The sequence below is a fragment of the Rhodococcus sp. P4_F5 genome, from assembly GCF_056401315.1.
Map to the genome: position 1 here is coordinate 15,942 of NZ_JBFUJP010000049.1, position 19,277 is coordinate 35,218.

At 71.8% G+C, this 19,277-nt stretch carries 17 protein-coding genes; 9 read left to right on the forward strand and 8 right to left on the reverse strand.

Annotated features, from left to right (window positions below):
* Positions 1-3: 3 nt before the first annotated feature.
* Genes AC1DU4_RS18290 through marP form a run of 3 tightly spaced genes read left to right on the forward strand, consistent with a single transcriptional unit; the run spans position 4 to position 2,590 of the window.
* Entirely contained in the window at positions 4-681 is a 678-nt protein-coding gene (locus AC1DU4_RS18290) for a TlpA family protein disulfide reductase (protein ID WP_477842160.1), read from the forward strand.
* Positions 678-1,403, forward strand: a complete 726-nt coding sequence (locus AC1DU4_RS18295; protein ID WP_477842162.1) for an NUDIX hydrolase — start codon at positions 678-680, stop codon at positions 1,401-1,403. Before AC1DU4_RS18290 ends, AC1DU4_RS18295 begins: the two co-directional genes overlap by 4 nt.
* Positions 1,400-2,590, forward strand: a complete 1,191-nt coding sequence (marP, locus tag AC1DU4_RS18300; protein WP_477842164.1) for an acid resistance serine protease MarP — start codon at positions 1,400-1,402, stop codon at positions 2,588-2,590. Before AC1DU4_RS18295 ends, marP begins: the two co-directional genes overlap by 4 nt.
* Positions 2,591-2,683: 93 nt before the next feature.
* On the opposite strand, the gene AC1DU4_RS18305 is transcribed toward marP, so the two are convergent.
* The 3 genes from AC1DU4_RS18305 to nhaA are packed head-to-tail and all read right to left on the reverse strand — an operon-like array spanning position 2,684 to position 5,413.
* The gene (locus tag AC1DU4_RS18305; RefSeq protein WP_477842165.1) at positions 2,684-3,613 is read right to left on the reverse strand and encodes an alpha/beta fold hydrolase; all 930 of its coding nucleotides are present in this window, start codon (positions 3,611-3,613) and stop codon (positions 2,684-2,686) included.
* Positions 3,614-3,640: 27 nt separating this feature from the next.
* Positions 3,641-4,177 carry a phage holin family protein gene (locus AC1DU4_RS18310; RefSeq protein WP_477842185.1) on the reverse strand — a complete coding sequence of 179 codons (537 nt, stop codon included), beginning with the start codon at positions 4,175-4,177 and terminating at the stop codon, positions 3,641-3,643.
* 33 nt (positions 4,178-4,210) lie between these two features.
* Positions 4,211-5,413: a Na+/H+ antiporter NhaA gene (gene nhaA / locus AC1DU4_RS18315; protein ID WP_072845544.1), complete on the reverse strand. Its 1,203-nt coding sequence runs from the start codon at positions 5,411-5,413 to the stop codon at positions 4,211-4,213.
* Between the two features lie 215 nt (positions 5,414-5,628).
* Here nhaA and AC1DU4_RS18320 point away from each other — a divergent pair, with 215 nt between their 5' ends.
* Positions 5,629-7,008 carry an MFS transporter gene (locus AC1DU4_RS18320; RefSeq protein ID WP_477842167.1) on the forward strand — a complete coding sequence of 460 codons (1,380 nt, stop codon included), beginning with the start codon at positions 5,629-5,631 and terminating at the stop codon, positions 7,006-7,008.
* Between the two features lie 22 nt (positions 7,009-7,030).
* Here the strand turns inward: AC1DU4_RS18320 and AC1DU4_RS18325 are convergent, their stop codons facing one another.
* From AC1DU4_RS18325 to acs, 4 genes are all read right to left on the reverse strand, one after another.
* Positions 7,031-8,176 carry a N(5)-(carboxyethyl)ornithine synthase gene (locus tag AC1DU4_RS18325; RefSeq protein ID WP_072845447.1) on the reverse strand — a complete coding sequence of 382 codons (1,146 nt, stop codon included), beginning with the start codon at positions 8,174-8,176 and terminating at the stop codon, positions 7,031-7,033.
* Positions 8,177-8,236: 60 nt separating this feature from the next.
* Entirely contained in the window at positions 8,237-8,371 is a 135-nt protein-coding gene (locus tag AC1DU4_RS18330; RefSeq protein ID WP_255312539.1) for a hypothetical protein, read from the reverse strand.
* A gap of 104 nt (positions 8,372-8,475) precedes the next feature.
* Positions 8,476-10,800 (reverse strand): ATP-binding protein, encoded by a 2,325-nt coding sequence (locus AC1DU4_RS18335; protein ID WP_477842169.1) that lies wholly within the window; start codon positions 10,798-10,800, stop codon positions 8,476-8,478.
* Positions 10,801-10,992: 192 nt separating this feature from the next.
* Positions 10,993-12,939 (reverse strand): acetate--CoA ligase, encoded by a 1,947-nt coding sequence (gene acs, locus AC1DU4_RS18340; protein WP_477842171.1) that lies wholly within the window; start codon positions 12,937-12,939, stop codon positions 10,993-10,995.
* A 185-nt stretch (positions 12,940-13,124) separates the two neighbouring features.
* On the opposite strand from acs, the gene AC1DU4_RS18345 reads away from it, so the two are divergent.
* Both AC1DU4_RS18345 and AC1DU4_RS18350 read left to right on the forward strand, forming a co-directional pair.
* Positions 13,125-13,571: a VOC family protein gene (locus tag AC1DU4_RS18345; RefSeq protein WP_072845450.1), complete on the forward strand. Its 447-nt coding sequence runs from the start codon at positions 13,125-13,127 to the stop codon at positions 13,569-13,571.
* 76 nt (positions 13,572-13,647) lie between these two features.
* Positions 13,648-14,397: a Fic family protein gene (locus AC1DU4_RS18350; RefSeq protein WP_477842173.1), complete on the forward strand. Its 750-nt coding sequence runs from the start codon at positions 13,648-13,650 to the stop codon at positions 14,395-14,397.
* A gap of 504 nt (positions 14,398-14,901) precedes the next feature.
* On the opposite strand, the gene AC1DU4_RS18355 is transcribed toward AC1DU4_RS18350, so the two are convergent.
* Positions 14,902-15,720, reverse strand: coding sequence for an HAD-IB family hydrolase (locus AC1DU4_RS18355; protein ID WP_477842175.1), 819 nt, complete (start codon positions 15,718-15,720; stop codon positions 14,902-14,904).
* Between the two features lie 409 nt (positions 15,721-16,129).
* Between AC1DU4_RS18355 and ssd the strand changes: the two genes are divergently transcribed.
* The 3 genes from ssd to AC1DU4_RS18370 are packed head-to-tail and all read left to right on the forward strand — an operon-like array spanning position 16,130 to position 19,187.
* Positions 16,130-17,227 carry a septum site-determining protein Ssd gene (gene ssd, locus AC1DU4_RS18360; protein ID WP_477842177.1) on the forward strand — a complete coding sequence of 366 codons (1,098 nt, stop codon included), beginning with the start codon at positions 16,130-16,132 and terminating at the stop codon, positions 17,225-17,227.
* Positions 17,224-18,408, forward strand: coding sequence for a TadA family conjugal transfer-associated ATPase (locus tag AC1DU4_RS18365; protein WP_477842179.1), 1,185 nt, complete (start codon positions 17,224-17,226; stop codon positions 18,406-18,408). Before ssd ends, AC1DU4_RS18365 begins: the two co-directional genes overlap by 4 nt.
* Positions 18,405-19,187 carry a type II secretion system F family protein gene (locus tag AC1DU4_RS18370; RefSeq protein ID WP_477842181.1) on the forward strand — a complete coding sequence of 261 codons (783 nt, stop codon included), beginning with the start codon at positions 18,405-18,407 and terminating at the stop codon, positions 19,185-19,187. The genes AC1DU4_RS18365 and AC1DU4_RS18370 overlap by 4 nt, the downstream gene beginning before the upstream one ends.
* Positions 19,188-19,277: the final 90 nt, after the last annotated feature.

A 19,277-nucleotide genomic window follows, 5' to 3' on the forward strand; every position in this document is an offset into this window, starting at 1 on the left:
AGCGTGCACGTGTCCAACGCCGGCCGCTGGAGCCTGGCTGCCCTCGTCGTCGTCGCCGCGCTGGTCGTTGCGATCTGGCCGCGGGGCGGGCCGGACGAGTCCCTCCCGCGCGGTTACGCCGACTACGTCGGCGGTGGGGCAACCCCGTCGCTGCAGGAACGTGCCCCCGGCGACACCGACGCCGCGTTGGCCGGTCCCCGGGCGCGAGCCGCGATCGACCCGTGTCCGACGCCGGTCCCGGGCGCGGTCGCGTCGGGCCCGCTGGCCGGCATCGGCCTCGAGTGCCTCGCCGACGGCACCCGGATCGACGTCGGCGCGGCGCTGGCCGGCCGCCCCGCGCTGGTGAACCTGTGGGCCTACTGGTGCGGCCCGTGCGCCAAGGAACTGCCCGCGCTCGACGAGTACGCCCGCCGTGCGGGGGACCAGGTCGCGGTGCTCACCGTCCACCAGGACCCCAAGGAGGGCAACGCGCTGACGGCGCTGGCCGACTACGGCGTGCACCTGCCGGGAGTGCAGGACGGCACCGGCCGGGTCGCCGCCGCGCTCGGCGCGCCCAACGTACTGCCCGTGACCGTGCTGGTCCGGGCCGACGGCACGGTGGCCGCGGTGCTGCCGCAGCCGTTCGACAACGCGGACCAGATCGCCGACGTGGTCCGAGAGAAGCTGGGTGTGACGACGTGACACTGACCGACCACCAACCGCCCGAGTGGCTGCGCCGGGTCGCCACCCTGCCGCCGTCGGACGGCAACGCCGTCAATCCGGTGCTGCTGCGTCGGACCCCCGCCGGGGTGTCGGCCCGCGACGCCGCCGTGCTGGTCCTCTTCGGCGGTTCCGCCGAGGCCGACCCGATCGCCGTCGGCGGCCTGCCCGAGGACGCCGACGTGCTGCTCACCCAGCGGGCGTCGACGCTGCGCCAGCACGGCGGACAGATCGCCTTCCCCGGCGGCGCCGCCGACCCCGGGGACAACGGACCGGTCGGCACCGCGCTGCGTGAGGCGCAGGAGGAGACCGGCCTGGAACCGGACGGGGTGCGCACCATCGCGGTGCTGCCCGGGATCTTCGTGCCGCCGTCGGGTTTCGACGTGACCCCGGTGGTCGGGTACTGGGACCGGCCGTCGCCGGTGCGGGCGGTCGACCAGGGCGAGACCGAGCGGGTGGCGCGGGTGCCGATGCGTTCGCTGCTCGATCCGGACAACCGATTCGTCGTCAAGCACCGGCTCGGCTACCAGGGGCCGGCGTTCCTGGTCGACGACATGCTGGTGTGGGGTTTCACCGCCGGCGTCCTCGCCGGCCTGATCGCGGTCTCCGGCTGGGAGATCGGCTGGGATCGCGGCGACGTCCGCGACCTCGAGGTGGCATTGGCTGAGGTCGAGGCAGGAGTGGTCGAGGTGCACGAGCGGTGACCGGATCCGCGTGGATAGACATCGCGATTCTCGCGGTCGCGGTGCTGGCCGCCAGTTCCGGCTGGCGGCAGGGCGCGGTGGCGTCCGCGCTGGCGTTCCTGGGAGTGGTCCTCGGCGCGGTCGCCGGCATCCTCATCGCACCGCACCTGCTGGTGCACGTCGACGCCGGCCGGACACGGGTGCTGGTCGGCGTGCTGCTGATCGTCGGGATGGTGATCGTCGGCGAGGTGGCGGGCATGGTGCTCGGCCGCGCCGCCCGCGGCGTGATGCACAGCCCGGTCACCCGGTCGGTGGACAGCGTCGTCGGCGCCGGGCTGCAGTGCGCGGCAGTCCTGGTCGCGGCCTGGCTGCTGGCCATCCCGCTGACGGCGTCGTCGCAGCCCGAGGTCGCGACCGCGGTACGCGGGTCCAAGGTGCTCACGCAGGTCGACGACGTCGCGCCCAACTGGATGCGGCGTCTGCCTAGCGAGTTCTCGGCGCTGCTCGACACCTCCGGCCTGCCCGACGTGATCGGCCCGTTCGGGCGCACCCCGATCGCGGTGGTGGACCCGCCGGACCCGAGCATCGCGGCGAGCCCCGTCGCGGCCCGGGTCGAGCCCAGCGTGTTGCGGATACGCGGCGTGGCGCCGAGCTGCCAACGGGCCCTGGAGGGGTCCGGTTTCGTGGTCGCACCCGAACGGGTGATGACCAACGCGCACGTGGTCGCCGGGACGTCGCAGGTGGTGGTGGACACCTTCGACGGACCGCTCGAAGCCCACGTGGTGCTCTTCGATCCGGAGGTGGACATCGCGGTGCTCGCGGTGCCCGGCCTGGACGCACCGGTGATCCCGTTCGCCCCGGAGCCGGCACGGTCCGGGGACAGCGCGATCGTGCTGGGCTACCCCGGCGGCGGCCCGTACACCGCAAGCGCGGCCCGGGTCCGCGAGATCCTGGACCTGTCGGGACCCGACATCTACCGCACGTCCGACGTCACCCGCGAGGTCTACACGGTGCGCGGGTCGATCCGGCAGGGCAACTCCGGCGGCCCGCTCGTCGACGAGCAGGGCCGGGTGCTGGGCGTCGTGTTCGGCGCGGCGGTCGACAACAGCGACACCGGGTTCGTGCTCACCGAGGCGGAGGTGTCGCGGCAGCTCGCGCAGGCGTCCGGCGCGTCCGCCACGGTCGGCACCGGGAATTGCATCCTCTAGTTCGCGAGGTCGCACCTGGACCCCCTACGTGCAGTCCCCAATGTCACATTGGGTATCCCAGAGATACCCAATGTGACATTGGGGACGGGGGGGTCAGCGGGTGAGGAATTCCGCCAGCTCGGCGGTCACCTCGGCGGGGCGCTCCCGGTGCGCGTAGTGACCGGCGCCGTCGACGGTGTGCAGGCGCCGACCCGGCGCCCACCGGGTGTCGTGGCGCAGGGCGGCGGCGAGCACGTACGGGTCGTCCTGCCCGTGGATCTGCAGGACCGGGATGGTCAGCGCCTTGTTCATCGCCTTCATGAACCGGCGGCCGTCGGGACGCCACTGGCTGCGGAAGGCCCAGCGCTGGTACTCCAGCGAGCAGTGCGCCGCGCCCGGGATCTGGATCGCCGTCCGGGCCCGGTCGACGACCTCCGTGAATTCGGCCGAGCGCTGCCACTGCTCGCCGGACCGCTCCCGGAGCAGTCGTTCCACCTCGGCGCCGCCGTTGCGGGTCAGTACCCGCTCCGGACGCCACGGCAGCTGGTAGCCCAGGAACGACGGCAGGAGGGCGCCGCGCTGGGCGCGGTCGCGCAGGACCGCCCGCTTGAGGGCGATCGGGTGCGGCGAGCTGACCAGGGCGATCGACCGGACCAGCCGGGGGTGCAGGACGGCGGTCGACCAGCAGACCAGGCCGCCGTCCGCGTGCCCGACCAGCGTCGCGTCGGTGTGGCCGAGGGCCCGGATCAGTCCGGCGACGTCGCCGGCGAGCGTCCAGCCGTCGTAGCCGCGGGGCGGCTTGTCGGTGTCGCCGTAGCCTCGCAGGTCCATCGCGACGGTGCGGTACCCGGCGTCGGCGAGCGCGGTCAGCTGGTGCCGCCACGACCACCAGAAGTCGGCGAAACCGTGCAGTAGCACCACCAGCGGCGCGCTGGGGTCTGCCGGGCCGGCCTCCACGGCATGGAAACGGATGCCGTTCGCGTGCACGTCGAGATGCCGCCACGGACCGTCGATGCGGGCGGTTGACGGGTCAGGGGCGGTCACGGGCGGCGTGGCGGGCTTGATGGCCGTCTAGCCGGTGGTCCGGCGGGCGTACTCGCCGGGCGTGTAGTCGCCGTGCCGGTAGCTGGACTCGGCGGCGCTGGGCAGCACCGACGCGGCCTGCCGGAGCGAGTCGATGGTCTTCGCCGGTGCCCGGAGCTTGCGCACCCGCAGGTATCCGAGTCCGGCCAGCGCCGCCGTCATCAGCAGCATCAGCAGGAAGACGATGAGGAAGGCCAGCCAGCGGACGACCCACACGTCGAGCAGTTCGGCGAGGAAGAAGAAGAAGAAGAACGCGCTGAACACGAGCACCGAGATCGCGAGGATGAAGAACAGCGAGCCCTGCAGGCCCTTCTTCACCTCGCCGGTGACCTCGGCCTTGGCCAGCTCGACCTCGGCGCGGACCAGCGTGGAGACCTGTGCGGTGGCGTCCTTGACCAGGTTGCCGATGCTGGCGGTGCCCGGTGCCAGCGAGTCGACGTCGGTGAGCGGGATCGACGAGATCGAGTTCGGGACTCCGTCTCCGGTCAGCCGCTCGGTCCTGTTGCTGCCGTTGCGGTCGCTGATGCTCACGTCTCGCCCCTGTCTCGTCGTCGTTCGTCAGCCGTTGTCGGCCGGTTCGGCCTGGGTGCGGGCGTCGTGGACGCGCCCCCGGCGCAACAGTAGCGCCGACCCGATCAGTGACGCAGCCAAGGACGTCAGCAGCACCGCCGCCTTGGCCTTCTCCTGTTCGGCGCCCTCGAGTGCGAGTTCGGCCACGAGAAGGCTAACGGTGAAGCCGATCGCGCCGAGCACCGACAGGGCGAACATGTCGCGGAAGTCGAGCCCGGCCGGCTTGACGGCGATCCGCAGCCGGACCACGAGCCAGGAGACGCCGAAGATGCCGATGGTCTTGCCCAGCAGCAATCCGAGGATGATCGCCAACGTCAGCCGGTCGGTGAACATCGTGCCGAGCACCTCTGCGTTCACCGGGACACCCGACGCGAACAGGGCGAACACGGGCACACAGAACCCGGCCGAGTACGGCTGGATGCGGTGTTCGAGCCGGGTGGCGGGGGCCTCGTCCTCGCCCGGGTCCGGCCGCACCCGGGTCAACAGGCCGAGCACCACGCCGGCCAGGGTGGCGTGGATCCCGGCCTCGTGCACGGCGTACCAGACGAACATCGCCAGCGGGACGTACAGCAGCGGCGTGGTGATCCGGCGGTGCTGCGCGAACCAGTACAGGGCCGCGCCGGCGACCGCGGCGAGCAGCCAGAGCATCGCGATGGACGCGGTGAACACGGTCGCGATGATGATGATGGCCAGCAGGTCGTCCACGACGGCGAGGCTGAGCAGGAACACCCGGGCGCCGGCCGGGATCCGGGAGCCGGTCAGGGCCAGCACACCCAGCGCGAACGCGATGTCGGTGGCGACCGGGATCGCCCAGGCCTGTTCGATGCCGGGCTCGCCCCAGCCGACTGCCAGTGCGATCAGCGCGGGGGTGACGACGCCGCCGACCGCCGCGATGATCGGGAGCATCGCCTTCTTGCGGTCGGAGAGTTCGCCGACGACCAGTTCGCGTTTGAGTTCGAGGCCCGCGACGAAGAAGAACACGGCGAGCAGCGCGTCCTGGGCCCACGTGCCGAGGCTGAGGTTGAGGTGCAGTGCGCTCGGCCCGACCTGGAAGTCGCGCAGCGAGAAGTAGGCGTCGGACCAGGCGGAGTTCGCCCAGAGCACGGCGACCGCGGCGGCGATCAGGAGGATGGACCCACCGACCGTCTCGGTCCGTAGGTAGCGGGAAAGTTCGGAACGCACTTGCGTGATCACGTGGCCGGTCTCCTGTGGTGAAGAGGGCGTGCAGGGGCTGTTTGCCGACCAGACTTCCCGGCGCTCCGGCTGGAATCTTAACGCCTTCCTGGCGTGACGGTGGCGACGGCGCGGACCTGACAGTTCGCTCCGCTAAAGGTTCCGATACTGTATTTCCCACAGTGTGGACGGTCTTGGTCCACGCCTTAGAGGTTTTGTGCAGGAGATTCCGGATGAGTCAGGCCCCCGACGTCGTGATCGACCCGCCAGTGAAGGCGGTCGCGGAGGCCAAGGAGGTGCCGCGCAGCCGCATCGTGGTGGCCAGCACAATCGGCACCTCGATCGAGTTCTACGACTTCTACATCTATGCGACCGCGGCCGTGTCCGTGTTCCCGCATCTGTTCTTCCCCAAGGGCAACGACACCACCGCGCTGCTCGCCTCGCTGGCGACGTTCGGCCTGGCCTTCGTCGCCCGGCCTCTCGGCTCGATCGTCTTCGKACACTTCGGTGACCGCATCGGCCGCAAGGCCACCCTGGTCGGCTCGCTGCTCACCATGGGCGTCGCGACGTTCCTCATCGGCCTGTTGCCCACCTACCACCAGATCGGCATCGTCGCGCCGGCGCTGCTGGCGCTGATGCGGTTCTGCCAGGGCCTCGGCCTCGGCGGGGAGTGGTCGGGCGCCGCGCTGCTCGCCACCGAGACCGCGAAGAAGGGCAAGCGTGCCTGGGCCGCGATGTGGCCGCAGCTGGGTGCACCGATCGGGTTCTTCCTCGCCAACGGGCTGTTCCTGATCATCACGCTGTTCATGGACCACGACACCTCGAATCCCGACCTGGACGGCGCGTTCCTCAGCTGGGGCTGGCGGATCCCGTTCCTGCTCAGCGCCGTCATGGTCATGATCGGTCTCTACGTGCGTCTCAAGCTGGAGGAGACGCCGGTCTTCGCGCGGGCCGTGGCCAACGGGGAGAAGGTCAAGACCCCGCTCGCCGAGGTGTTCAAGACCAGCTGGCGCCAGCTGATCATCGGCACGTTCGTGATGCTCGCGACGTACACGCTCTTCTACATCATGACCACCTGGGTGCTCAGCCACGGCACCGGCAAGACCCCGGCGCACGGCGGCACCGGGGTCGGCTTCCAGTACACCGACTTCCTGGTGCTCCAGCTGGTCGCGGTCTTCTTCTTCGCGGGCGCCATCCCGGTCTCGGGCTGGCTGGCCGACCGCTACGGCCGGCGCATCACCCTGCTGGTGATCACCGGGCTGATCATGGTCTTCGGCCTCACCTTCGGGCTGCTGCTCGACCCGGTGGGCATGGGCGAGGGCCGGATGCTGGTCTTCCTCGTCATCGGCATGGTGCTCATGGGTCTGACCTTCGGGCCGATGAGCGCGGTGCTGCCCGAGCTGTTCCCGACCAACGTCCGCTACACCGGGTCGGGCATCGCCTACAACACGGCGAGCATCCTCGGGGCGGCGGTCGCCCCGTTCATCGCCACCTGGCTGGCCACGTCGTACGGCGTCGGCTGGGTCGGCGTCTACCTGCTGATCGCGGCCGCCATCACGTTCGTCGCGCTGCTGGTGATGCGCGAGACCAAGGACGCCTCCATGGACAGCTGACCCCTCGACAGCTGACCCCTGGTCAGGCGACGGCCTCGACCGGGTGCGGGTACTGCGCGGCGCGGTGCTGGAACGAGACGATGCTCGGGTTCTGGATCACCCCGTCGCGGATCTCGATGGCGCGGGAGATGGTCGTGTCGGCGTCCCAGGCGTCGGCGCCGGAGATCACCGTCCGCAGGTGCGGCAGCAGGGCCTCGCTGATCTCCCAGGTCGCGGAGTTCCACAGGTGCGACGGGCTGTGGTCGACGGCGTAGTAGTGCACGTTGTCGCCGACGACGAAGCTGGGCTGCGCGAACGTCGTCGGGCGGGCCCAGCTGAAGCCCATGCCCTCGTCGCAGGACACGTCGACGATGACGCTGCCGGGGGCGAACCCGGCGAGGTCGCCCTCGTCCAGGAACGTCAGCGGCGCGTCGGTGTCCTGCAGGGTGCAGTTGACCACGATGTCGTTGGCGGCGAGGAAGTCCGCCAGCGGCACCGGGCCGCCGTCGGTGACGACGCAGCTGCGGGTCGGGTGGTCCGGGTCGTGCGCGACGTGGACGATCCGCGCCGAGTGGATCGGCGAGCCGACTGCGGCGGCCTTCCGGTTGGTGAGGACCTGCACCTCGTCGACGCCGAGGGCGTTGAGCGCGGTCACGGCGCCGCGGGCGGTGGCGCCGAAGCCGATGACGACCGCCCGCAGTCGGCGGCCGTAGTCGCCCGTCGACCCGACGAGCTCGAGGGCGTGCAGCACCGAGCAGTACCCCGCGAGCTCGTTGTTCTTGTGGAAGACGTGCAGACCGAAACCGCCGTCGGCGGTCCAGTGGTTCATCGCCTCGAAGGCGATCAGCGTCAGCTTCTGGTCGATCGCGAGCTGGGTGATGCCGGCGTCCTGGACGCAGTGCGGCCAGCCCCACAGGGTCTGCCCCTCGCGCAGTTCGGCCAGGTCCTCGCGTTGCGGCTTGGGTAACAGCACGACGTCGCAGTCGGCGATCAGCTCGTCGCGGGAGCGGATCCCCGCGACGAGGGGCGCCAACGCGTCGTCGCTGACGCCGAACGGCGTTCCGTAGCCGCGTTCGAGGTAGAGGTGCGCACGCAGGTCGGGATCGATACGCGGGAAGTGCATCGGATGGATGGGCAGCCGTCGCTCGTTCTCCTTGTGGGAGTGCGCGAAGACGCCAAGGTCAATCATATGCAGTTGTCTCCTGAAGGTGTCGATCGTAAGTGGTTGAAAATCAACACTTTTGGTGCGTCAGCGCTTCTTTGCCTTCGCGACGATCTCGACGTCTGGCACGCCGTCGGTCTTCGACCGCTTCTCTGCGCGCTTTTCCTTCAGCGACTTGCCGGATTTTTTCGTCATGGTGTTGCGAGGTGACTTGTCCGACATGGTGGTCCCTTGATTGGGAACCTGAACGGTCCCGGGCCACCGACCCTACGCGCCATTCGGGCTTCCCGTCGCCAAGTGCCCTGGCCCGACGCCCGCCGGACCGTTCAGTCCGGCGGCTCGTGGCTCTGTTCGACGACCCACGCGGCGATCTGCGCGCGCGAGGTGAACCCGAGTTTCGACAGCACGTGCTCGACGTGTCCCTGCGCGGTGCGTTGCGAGATCACCAACTGTTCGGCGATGGCCCGATTGGTCAGGCCGCGGGCCACCAGGTCGGCGACCTCCTGCTCACGGGGGGTCAGGTCGCCGGAAGGATGGCCCGTCGCCGGCTCGGCGGGCGGCGGCTCGTCGCCGACCGCGAACGCGACGATCTCGTCGAGTGTGAGTCCGGCGCCCTGCCGCAGCGCTGTCTCGAAGGCGCGTTGGCCGAGTGCGCTGCGGGCATGCTGCTCGCACTCGTCGTGGAAGGTCCGCAACCCCGGGATGACCACGCCCGAGTTGCCCCCGGCCTGCCACAGGACCTGCGCGCCGCCGAGCATCACCGTGGCGCGCTGGAACTGGTGCGTGTCGGCCGTGATCCAGGCCAGCGTCTCGACGCAGACGGCCGAGCCGAGCGGGTCGTCCACCACGCCGCTCAGTCGTAGTCCCTGCTCGAGCAGTGGTCGCGCCCGGTCCGGATCCTGTTGCCACAGAGCAAGTCCGAGTGTGCACAGCGCGTACGAGCGGTACACCGACTCCTGATGCGGCTCGGTGATCGCGAGGACTTCCTCGGCGGCCGCGGTGGCCCGCGGGGTGTCGCCGAGCAGGACCGAGGCCATGGAGAGCCCGAGCAGGGTGGACACGTGGCGCAGCCGGTCGTCCTCGCCCCGAACCGTGTCGAGGATCCCGTCGAGGAACCGGACGGCCCGTTCCGGATCACCGGTGTAGATCGCGAGGTGCCCGGTGGCATGCGCGACAAGGGTGTCGGCCTCGGGGTCGCCGAGGGCGGCGGCGGTGTCGCGGGCCTGTTCCACCATCGCCGCCCCGGTGACGATGTCGTCCTGGTTGCCGGCCAGGACCGCACCCGCGCACAGCGCCTTGACCCGTTCGAGCGTCGGTGCGCCGCCCTGGGCCTCGAGGGTGCGGTCGAGCCAGCGTCGGCCCTCGCCGAGCAGGCCACGGGAGAGCCAGAACAGGTAGGCGGCGTTGGTGATTCGCAGGCCGGCCTCGGCCTCGCCGGGCTCCGCGATGCAGTACTCGAGCGCGTCCCGGAGATTGGCCTGCTCCCGGGCCAGCCGGGCGATCCACTCCGGCTGGGCCGGACCGATCCACTCGGCCTCCGCCCGGGCGGTCAGTCGGGCGTACCAGTCGCGGTGCCTGCGGCGCAGGTCGGCTTCCTCGCCGGCCTCTGCCAGTCGCTCGAGGCCGTAGTCGCGGAGGGTCTCGAGCAGTCGGTAGCGCACCACCCCGTCGGGCTGCTCGCGGATGAGGATCGACTTGTCGACGAGGGACGCGACGAGGTCGAGCAGCTCGTCCGGCGTCAGGTCCCCGGCCGCGACGCCCTCCGCGCCGTCGAGTTCGAAGCCGCGGGCGAACACGGCCAGCCGACGCCACAGCCGACGCTCGGTCTCCGTGCACAGGTCGTGGCTCCAGTCGATGCACATCCGCAGCGTCTGCTGCCTGCTCGGCGCACCGCGACTGCCCGCGGTCAGCAGCCGGTACCGGTCGTTGAGCCGGTCGAGGATCTGGTCCGCCGACAGCGCCCGCAGCCGGGCGGCGGCGAGTTCGAGTGGCAGCGGCAGCCCGTCCAGTTTGTCGCAGATCCGGGCGATCGTCGTCTGGTTGTCGGCGGTGAGTTCGAATCCGGACACCGCGGTGGCGGCGCGTTCGACGAACAGCGTCACGGCCTCGTACTGCGCGAGCCCCGCCGCGCTGCCGGTCCGGTCCGGGTCTGGGACCGTCATCGGCGGGACGCGCAGCGTCGTCTCGCCGCCGATCAGCAGCGGCTCCCGGCTGGTGGCCAGGATGCGCAGCTCGGGGCAGGTGCGCAGCAGCGCCTCCGCGAGCTTCGCGACCGCGTCGACGAGGTGCTCGCAGTTGTCGAGGACGAGAAGCACCCGGTGGTCCCCGAGCAAGTCGGTGAGCAGCCGCAGCGGGGAGGGGGCCGACTGCTCCCTCAGCCCGAGGGCCGCGGCGACGGTGTCGGGCACGAGCTCCGGGTCGGTTTGTTCGCCGAGTTCGACCAGCCACACGCCGTCGTCGAACGCGCGCTGAGACTCGGCCGCGACCCGGAGGGAGAGCCGGGTCTTGCCCACTCCGCCCATCCCGGTCAGGGTCACCAGGCGAGAGAGGGCGAGGAGCCGTCTGGCCTCGGTCACCTCGCGGCGCCGGCCGACGAAACTGGTCAGGTCCAAGGGCAGGTTGCCGACCCTGCCCCGCACGGAGGGCGCCATCGATCAGTGCCTCCAGCCTCGCGCTCCCCTGTGGTCACGGTACCCCGCGGCGGGTGCCGAGCGGCGGGAACTTGTCGCCGCACCGGCCGTCCGGAGGTCGGTACGGGGGCTGTTCGGCCCGTCGCCGGGCGGAGACGAAGGTGCCCTCCGCGCGACTGCGCGAAGGGCACCTGTCGGTGTCGCTGCGGCGGGCTACTTGCCGCGGATGGCGTCGAACACCTTGGGGTCGACCAGGGTGGAGGTGTCGCCGAGGTCGCGGCCCTCGGCCACGTCGCGCAGCAACCGGCGCATGATCTTGCCGGAGCGGGTCTTCGGCAGCTCCGGGACGATCGTGATCTGGCGCGGCTTGGCGATCGGGCTGATGTCGGTGGAGACCTGGGCCTTGAGCTCCGCGATCAGGGTCTCGCCCGTGTTCTCCACGCCCTCGCGCAGGATGACGAAGGCGACGATGCCCTGTCCGGTGGTCTCGTCGGCGGCGCCGACCACCGCGGCCTCGGCCACGCCGTGGTGGTTGACCAGTGCCGACTCCACCTCGGAGGTGGAGATGCGGTGACCGGAGACGTTCATGACGTCGTCGACGCGGCCGAGCACCCAGAGCGCGCCGTCGTCGTCGTACTTGGCGCCGTCGCCGGCGAAGTACCAGCCCTCCTGGGCGTACCGGGACCAGTAGGTGTCCTTGAACCGCTCCATGTCGCCCCAGATGCCGCGCAGCATCGCCGGCCACGGCTCGTCCATGACGAGGTAGCCGTTGCCGCCGTTGCCGAGCGGCTTGGCGTCGTCGTCGACGATCTTCGCGGAGATGCCCGGCAGCGGTGCCATCGCGGATCCCGGCTTGGTCGCGGTGATGCCAGGCAGCGGGGAGATCATGATCGCGCCCGTCTCGGTCTGCCACCAGGTGTCGACGATCGGCGCCTTGTTGCCGCCGATCACCTCACGGAACCAGCGCCAGGCCTCCGGGTTGATCGGCTCGCCGACCGAGCCGAGCAGCCGGATCGAGGACAGGTCGTGGGCGTCCGGGATCGCCCGGCCCCACTTCATGAAGGTGCGCACCAGCGTCGGTGCGGTGTAGTAGATGCTGACGCCGTACTTCTCGATGATCTCGAAGTGCCGGTGCTCGGTCGGCGAGTTCGGGGTGCCCTCGTAGACCACCTGGGTGACGCCGTTGCTGAGCGGGCCGTACACGATGTAGGTGTGCCCGGTGACCCAGCCGATGTCGGCGGTGCACCAGTACACGTCGCTCCCGGCCTTGTGGTCGAACACGTTGTGGTGGGTGTACGAGGCCTGGGTCAGGTAGCCGCCCGAGGTGTGGATGATGCCCTTCGGCTTACCGGTGGTGCCGGAGGTGTAGAGGATGAACAGCGGGTGCTCGGCGTCGAACGGCTGCGCCTCGTGCTCGGGGGAGGCCTGCTCGACCGTCTCGTGCCACCACAGGTCACGGCCCTCGGTCCACGCGACGTCGGTCCCGGTTCGGTTGACCACCAACACGTTCCGCACCGATGCGGCACCGTCGACGGCCTCGTCGACGGCGGTCTTGAGCGGTGCCGCCTGACCGCGGCGCCACTGGCCGTCGACGGTGACGACGAGCTTGGCCTCGGCGTCGTCGATGCGCGAACGCAGCGCCGAGGCCGAGAATCCGGCGAACACCACCGAGTGTGTCAGGCCGAGCCGGGCGCAGGCCAGCATGGTGACCACGGCCTCCGGGATCATCGGCATGTAGATGGCGACGCGGTCGCCGGCGACCAGACCCAGTTCGGTGAAAGTGTTTGCGGCGCGGCTCACCTCGGCGAGCAGGTCGTTGTAGGTCAGGTCGCGGCTGTCGCCGGGCTCGCCCTCGAAGTGGATCGCGACGCGGTCGCCGTTGCCGGCGAGGACGTGCCGGTCGACGCAGTTGTAGGCGACGTTGATCTTGCCGTCGACGAACCACTTGGCGACGGGGGCGTCGGACCAGTCGAGGACCTGCGACCACGGCTCGTGCCAGTGCAGTCGGGCGGCCTGGTCGGCCCAGAACCCGAGTCGGTCGGCGTCGGCGGCGGCCTGCAGCTCCGGGCCCGCATTGGCTGCTGCGGCGAACTCCGCGCTCGGCGGGTAGCTCTCGGTCGCCTGCTCGGCCACGTTGGCGTCGGCGGTGCTGCTGGTCATGTCGCCCGTACCCCTTTCGGTGAGTCGTCGGCGCGCATTTGCGCTGCTGTGAGCGTAGTCACATGTGACGGGGAGCGCACCGTTGCGCCCGGCTGCAACCCCCGTTGCTGCGGCAACCGGTCGAATTCGCACGACCGACGGTTGGCCGACGCGACGAGTGGCCGGCGCGGTGTTGTGATGGATGGATGAGGCAACGGTTGAGCGTGGTCACCCTCGGTGTGGCCGACCCGGCGACGGCGCACTCCTTCTACGTGGACGGGCTCGGCTGGAGCCCCACGCTGTACGTGCCCGGCGAGGTGCTGTTTCTGCAGATCGGGCCCGGCGTGGTGCTGTCGCTGTGGTCGCTGGCCGAGATGGCGCGCGAGGCCGGGCCGACCCTGCCCGCCGCCGGGGAGGCGGGCAGGGCGCCGATCACCCTCGGGCACAACGTGGACAGCCCGGCGGAGGTGGACGAGGTGCTGGCGGCCGCGGACCGGGCCGGTGGGACCGTGCTCGCCGCCGGGGAACGGCGCAGCTGGGGTGGGTACAGCGGGTACTTCGCCGACCCGGACGGGTACCGGTGGGAGGTGGTGCACAACCCCGGGCTGGTGGTGCACGACGACGGCCGGGTGGAGATCGGGCCGGCGCAGTGACCCGGACCCGGCTCCTCGCGCGCGGGACCCTCCTCGCGCGCGGGACCACCGCGGTGGACGGGTAGCGTTGAGCAGCGTGAACGACCCACTGCAGCCACTGGTGGACCTGCCTGGAGTGCTCGAGGCCGCCGATCGGGCGCGCGACGCTCTCGGTGCGGTGCACCGGCACAAGTCCAATCGCCGCGGCTGGCCGACCACGGCCGCCGAGGCCGCCGTCCGCGCCGCCCGCGCGTCCGCGGCCCTGGACGGCGGAAGCACCGAGCTGCCGGGCGCGGGCGAGGCGGGCGATCCCGTCCTCACTGGCGCCCTGCGGGTGGCGCAGGCCCTGGACGGCGACGCGCTGCCGATCATGGTCGGTACCTGGCAGCGTGCCCCGCTGCAGGCGTTGGCCCGGCTGCACCTGCTGGCCGCGGCCGGGCTGGTGCCGGACGAGGCGGACCTCGGCCGGCCGCGCACCGCCGCCGGGGTGGGGGAGCGGCTCGACGCGCTCGCCCAGCTGATCACCGGTGGCACCAAGGCGCCGGCGCCGGTGCTCGCCGCGGTGGTGCACGGAGAGCTGTTGTCGCTGAGTCCGTTCGGGACAGCGGACGGAGTCGTGGCCCGCGCGGCGTCCCGGCTGGTGGCGGCGTCCAGTGGGTTCGACCCGCACAACCTCGGCGTCCCGGAGGTCAGCTGGCTGCGTCGGCAGCAGGCGTACCGCACCGGCGCCGAGGGCTTCGCGTCGGGCACCGCGGAGGGGGTCGGCAGCTGGGTGATCCTGTGCTGCGGCGCCTTCGAGGCGGGCGCCCGCGAGGCGACCTCGATCGCGGAGGCTGCGGCGGGCTGAACGCCCGCCGTCGGGGGGAGTGTTGTCGAGCCCCGTCCGCGCACCCGCGGGTATCCGATTCCGGCTGGGCCGCAACGGCATCGGCCGTCGGCCTCCGTCGGGTGTGCGGGGTGGCCCCGCATGTAAAAGCGGGCGGTGCTGTCGACTCTCGTCGACCTCGCCGCCCGCTAGCACGGACTACCGGGTTACCAAGCGTGCTAGGTGGGTTGTGTGTCCGGCCTCGGCGTCGGCTCGACTACCGCAAGTTCGCCTCTGCAACTCGTGCAAGGTTCTCGCTCACGTGTGATCGAGTCTCGCAGGCCCACAACGCTTCTGCCCTTGAGTGGCTTGAGCTCCGCGTGGGTGCCTGGTGTCCGTGCTGGGAATTCCTGACCGGGAGATCGACTCTTCTCTTCCGATTCGACCTTGGCCTGTCGTTCATTCCGTAACTCCTTTGTACCCTGTGGCCCGGCCCACTTCAAGGGGCAAACCGACTGGAACGACCCCAGTGTCGGGGGCCTGTCGTCAGCGCCGTCGGTGCAATACCCTGTACGTCAATGCGCCCGCGAGCAGGGCGCCCAGACTCACCGCCGCGGTGGTCGCGACGGCCGTCCCGGACGGCGTCTGGATGCGGGCGCGCAGGGGCACCGGGTTGGAGAAAGTCAGGATGGGCCAACCGTTTCCGGCCGCCTCCTTGCGCAGCGCCCGGTCGGGGTTGACGGCCGTCGGGTGCCCGACCGCGCCGAGCATGGGCAGGTCCGTCGCCGAGTCCGAGTAGGCGTAGCACAGTGTCAGGTCGTAGTTGTTCGCCTCGGCCAGCTCGCGGATGGCCTGCACCTTGCCCTCGCCGTAGCAGTAGAAGTCGAGATCGCCGGTGAACTTGCCGTCCTCGACGGCCATCCTGGTGGCGCTGTAGTGGGTTGCGCCGAGGGCCTGGGCGATCGGCGCAACCACCTCCTCGCCGGACGCGGAGACCACCACCACGTCGTGGCCGCGGAGCTTGTGATCGGCGATCAGGTCCGCCGCCTCCGCGAACACGAGCGGGTCGACGATGTCGTGCAGGGTCTCCGCGACGACGGCGCGCACCTGCTCGACATCCCAGCCGGCGCACATGTTCGTCAGGTGCGCCCGCATCCGTTCCATCTGGTCGTGGTCCGCGCCGGAGAGCATGAAGAGGAAGTGTGCGTAGCTGCTCTTGAGGACGGACCGTCGGTTGATCAAACCCTGGTCGAAGAAGGGCTTGCTGAACGCGAACGTGCTCGACTTGGCGATGATGGTCTTGTCCAGATCGAAGAACGCCGCCACTGTTCCGTGCTCGGATTCCCTGCTCGCCGCTGCGGTCACGGGTCCACAATAGGACTTCCGCCGGTTCCGGGCGCGGTCGCCGAGCGGCAACCTGGTCGGCCGTCCAAGTGGGGCGACTTGCCGCCGGTCGAATTTGCGAATATGCGCGGGTCCGGGTGTAGTATCGGGTTCACCTGGACTTGATCTAGGTGTGTTCAGCCCGACCCCCCGGGGCTGAACGCCGAAGACCCCCGCCTCCTCCCCCCCTGGCGGGGGTCTTCCTCTAAATTTGCAGGCCGTCGGTGCGCGTCGCCGACGGCCCTTTCTGTTTCCGAGGCCGGGGTCGCTCGGGCTCCGCGGAATCTGAAATCGGTTCGCTCGTACCGGAATTCATCCACAGGCCCCGATCTGTCCACAATCGGTCACGGTCGTCTTCCCGAGGCGGCGTCGGCCGCGCAGGCTCGACGGCATGGACACCCCCCGACTCCCGGCCGCCCGCCGCGTACTCGCGGTGACGGACGACGCAGAGCTCTCTCTCAGCATCCGGCGCGCCGCCGCGGCCGCCGACCGCGAGGTCAATGAGCACGCCGCACCCGTGCCGCGGCAGCTGTGGGACGGCGCTCCGCAGGTGCTGTTGGACACAGCCTCCGCCGCGGCCTGTGCGGGCGCCGGGCTGCCGCGGCGCCCCGACGTCGTGGTGCTGTGCGCAGGGGAACCCGCGCTGCCGCAGTGGCGGGCCGCGGCGGCTGCCGGTGCGGAGGCGGTGCTGACCCTGCCCGAGGACGAGGCGGAGCTGGTCGCACTCCTGACCCGCAGGTCGGAGCCGGTGGCGCCGGGTGGCGCGGTGATCGCGATGATGGGCGGCCGCGGGGGTGCGGGCGCCTCGGTGCTGGCGGCCGCGACCGCACTGACGGCACCACGCCGACGGCCGGACCGCCGGGCGCTGCTGGTGGACTGCGACAGCCGCGGTGGCGGTCTCGACCTGCTGCTCGGTGTCGAGCAACGCCCGGGGCTCCGCTGGTCGGGGGTGGCCGTCGAGGGCGGCCGGGTGTCGGCCTCGGCCCTGCACGACGCCCTGCCCCGGGCCGGCGACGGGGTGGCGGTGCTCTCCTGCGGGCGGGGCGCGGCGGCCGTGGCGCCGGGACCGGCGGCGCTCGCCGCGGTGATCGAGGCGGGGCGCGGCGCCGGCGAGCTGGTGGTGTGCGACGTGCCGCGCCAGCCGGACGTCACGGCCCACGGGGCCGTCGACCTCGCGGACCTGGTGGTCGTGGTCGTGCCGGCGCAGGTGCGTGCGGCCGCGGCCGCCGAGTCGCTGGCGGCCGCGCTGCGCGATGCGCACCCGAATGTCGGTGTGGTGGTTCGCGGTCCGGCGCCGGGCGGCCTGCGGGGCCGCGACATCGCCGACCTGTTGGGTCTGCCGCTGCTCGCATCGATGCGGCCGGAGCCGGGCCTGGCCACCTCGCTCGACCGCGGCGGTCTTCGGCTGGGGCGGCGGTCGCCCTTGGCCGGCGCGGCGTCCGCGGTGCTCGCCGTGCTCGACGCCGCCCCGGTTCGGGCGGCGTCGTGAGCGCGCTCGTGTCGCCGGACCTGCTGGACCGGGTGCGGTCCCGCCTCGCCCGGACGTCGGTGGCGCCGAGTCCCGCGACCGTGGCGGCGGCGATCCGGGCGGAGTCCTCCGGGGTGCTGGGCGACACCGACCTGCTCGACGCACTCCGGGTGCTGCAGACCGAACTCACCGGTGCGGGCGTCCTCGAACCGCTGCTCGGGCAACAGGACATATCGGACGTTCTGGTCACGGCGCCGGACGAGGTGTGGGTGGACCGTGGGGCGGGGCTCGAGCGGTCGGCGGTCACCTTCGCCGACGAGGCCGCGGTCCGCCGGCTTGCCCAACGGCTGGCGTTGGCCGCGGGACGCCGGCTCGACGACGCGCAGCCCTGGGTGGACGGGCGGCTGCCGGGGGTGGCGGGCTCGGACTTCGGGGTGCGCCTGCACGCCGTGCTCGCGCCCGTCGCGCAGGCCGGGACCTGTCTGTCCCTCCGGGTCCTGCGACCGGCGACGCAGGGTCTCGACGCGCTCTGCGCGAGCGGCACGGTGCCGCCCGACGCGCGGGAGCTGTTGCGGCGAATTGTCGCGGGACGCCTGGCCTTCCTGGTGGTGGGCGGGACCGGCGCGGGGAAGACGACGCTGCTGGCGGCCTTGCTCGGGTCGGTGCCCGCGCACGAACGAATCCTCTGCGTCGAGGACGCTGCCGAGCTGGCCCCGGCCCACCCGCACGTGGTGCGACTGGTCGCGCGGGCGCCGAACGTCGAGGGAGTCGGCGAGGTGACGGTGCGACAGCTGGTGCGGCAGGCCCTGCGGATGCGGCCGGACCGCATCGTGGTCGGTGAGGTGCGCGGGGCCGAGGTGGTGGACCTGCTCACCGCTCTCAACACCGGTCACGACGGCGGCGCCGGCACCGTGCATGCCAACTCCCCGGAGGAGGTGCCGGCCCGGCTCGAGGCGCTCGCGGCGCTCGGGGGAATGGACCGGGCGGCGCTGCACAGCCAACTCGCCGCCGCCGTCCAGGTGGTGCTGCATGTGCATCGTTCGGCCGACGGCGGTCGGCGTCTCGCCGAGATCGGGGTGCTCGAACGTGGGGAGCGGGGCGAGGTCACGGTGGTGTCCGCCTGGTCGGCGGACCGGTCGGCGGGCCCGGCGCCGGGAGCGGAGCAGCTGGCGCGACTGCTCGMCCGGCGGGGGACGGCATGAGCGCGGCGCTGCTGGCCGCCGCTGCCGCGCTGTTGCTGGTGCCGGCCAGGGCTGCCGCGGCCCGGTTGCGGCCACCGGGACCACCGCGACGGATCGTCGGGCGGGCCGGGTCGATCCGGATCGCGGGTCTCGGACTCGTCGCCGCGGCGGCGCTGGTCGGGCCCGGCGCGGGGATCGCGGCCGCCATCGCGGCAGGCACCGTCGCCCGGCGCCACCGGGACCGTCGCCGGGCCCGGGAACGCGACGTCGAACTGCGTGCCCTCCTCGCCGGCCTGGATGTCATGGTAGGAGAGCTGCGGGTGGGTGCACACCCGGCGACCGCCTGTCTGGCGGCCGCCGAGGAGACGAAAGGCGCTGCGGCGGAGGCATTCCGATCCGCCTCGGCCACCGCACGGCTCGGCGGCAGCGCGGCGCACGGGCTGCGCGCGTCCGGCAGCGTGATCGAGGCGGACCTCGACCGGATGGCCGCCGCGTGGCGGGTCGCCGACCGCCATGGCATCGCGTTGGCCGAGTTGCTCGACGCGGTCCGCTCGGACCTGGTGGGGCGCATCAGGTTCCGCGCTCGGGTGGAATCGGGGCTAGCGGGTGCCCGGGCGACGGCGACGGTGCTGGCCGGGTTGCCGGTCCTGGGCCTGGCGCTGGGGCAGCTGATGGGCGCGGCCCCGGTGCGGGTGCTGCTGTCCGGCGGACTGGGGGCGGTGCTGCTGGTGCTCGGGACCGCGTTCGTGTGTGCGGGCCTGCTGTGGACCGACCGGATCACCGGGCGGGTGCTCGGATGAGCGCCTTGGCCGCGGGGGTGCTCGCGCTCGCGCTGGTCGCGGTGCCCGGCGCGGGCGCCGCCGCGGACCGACTCCGGCCCGCCCGGCAGG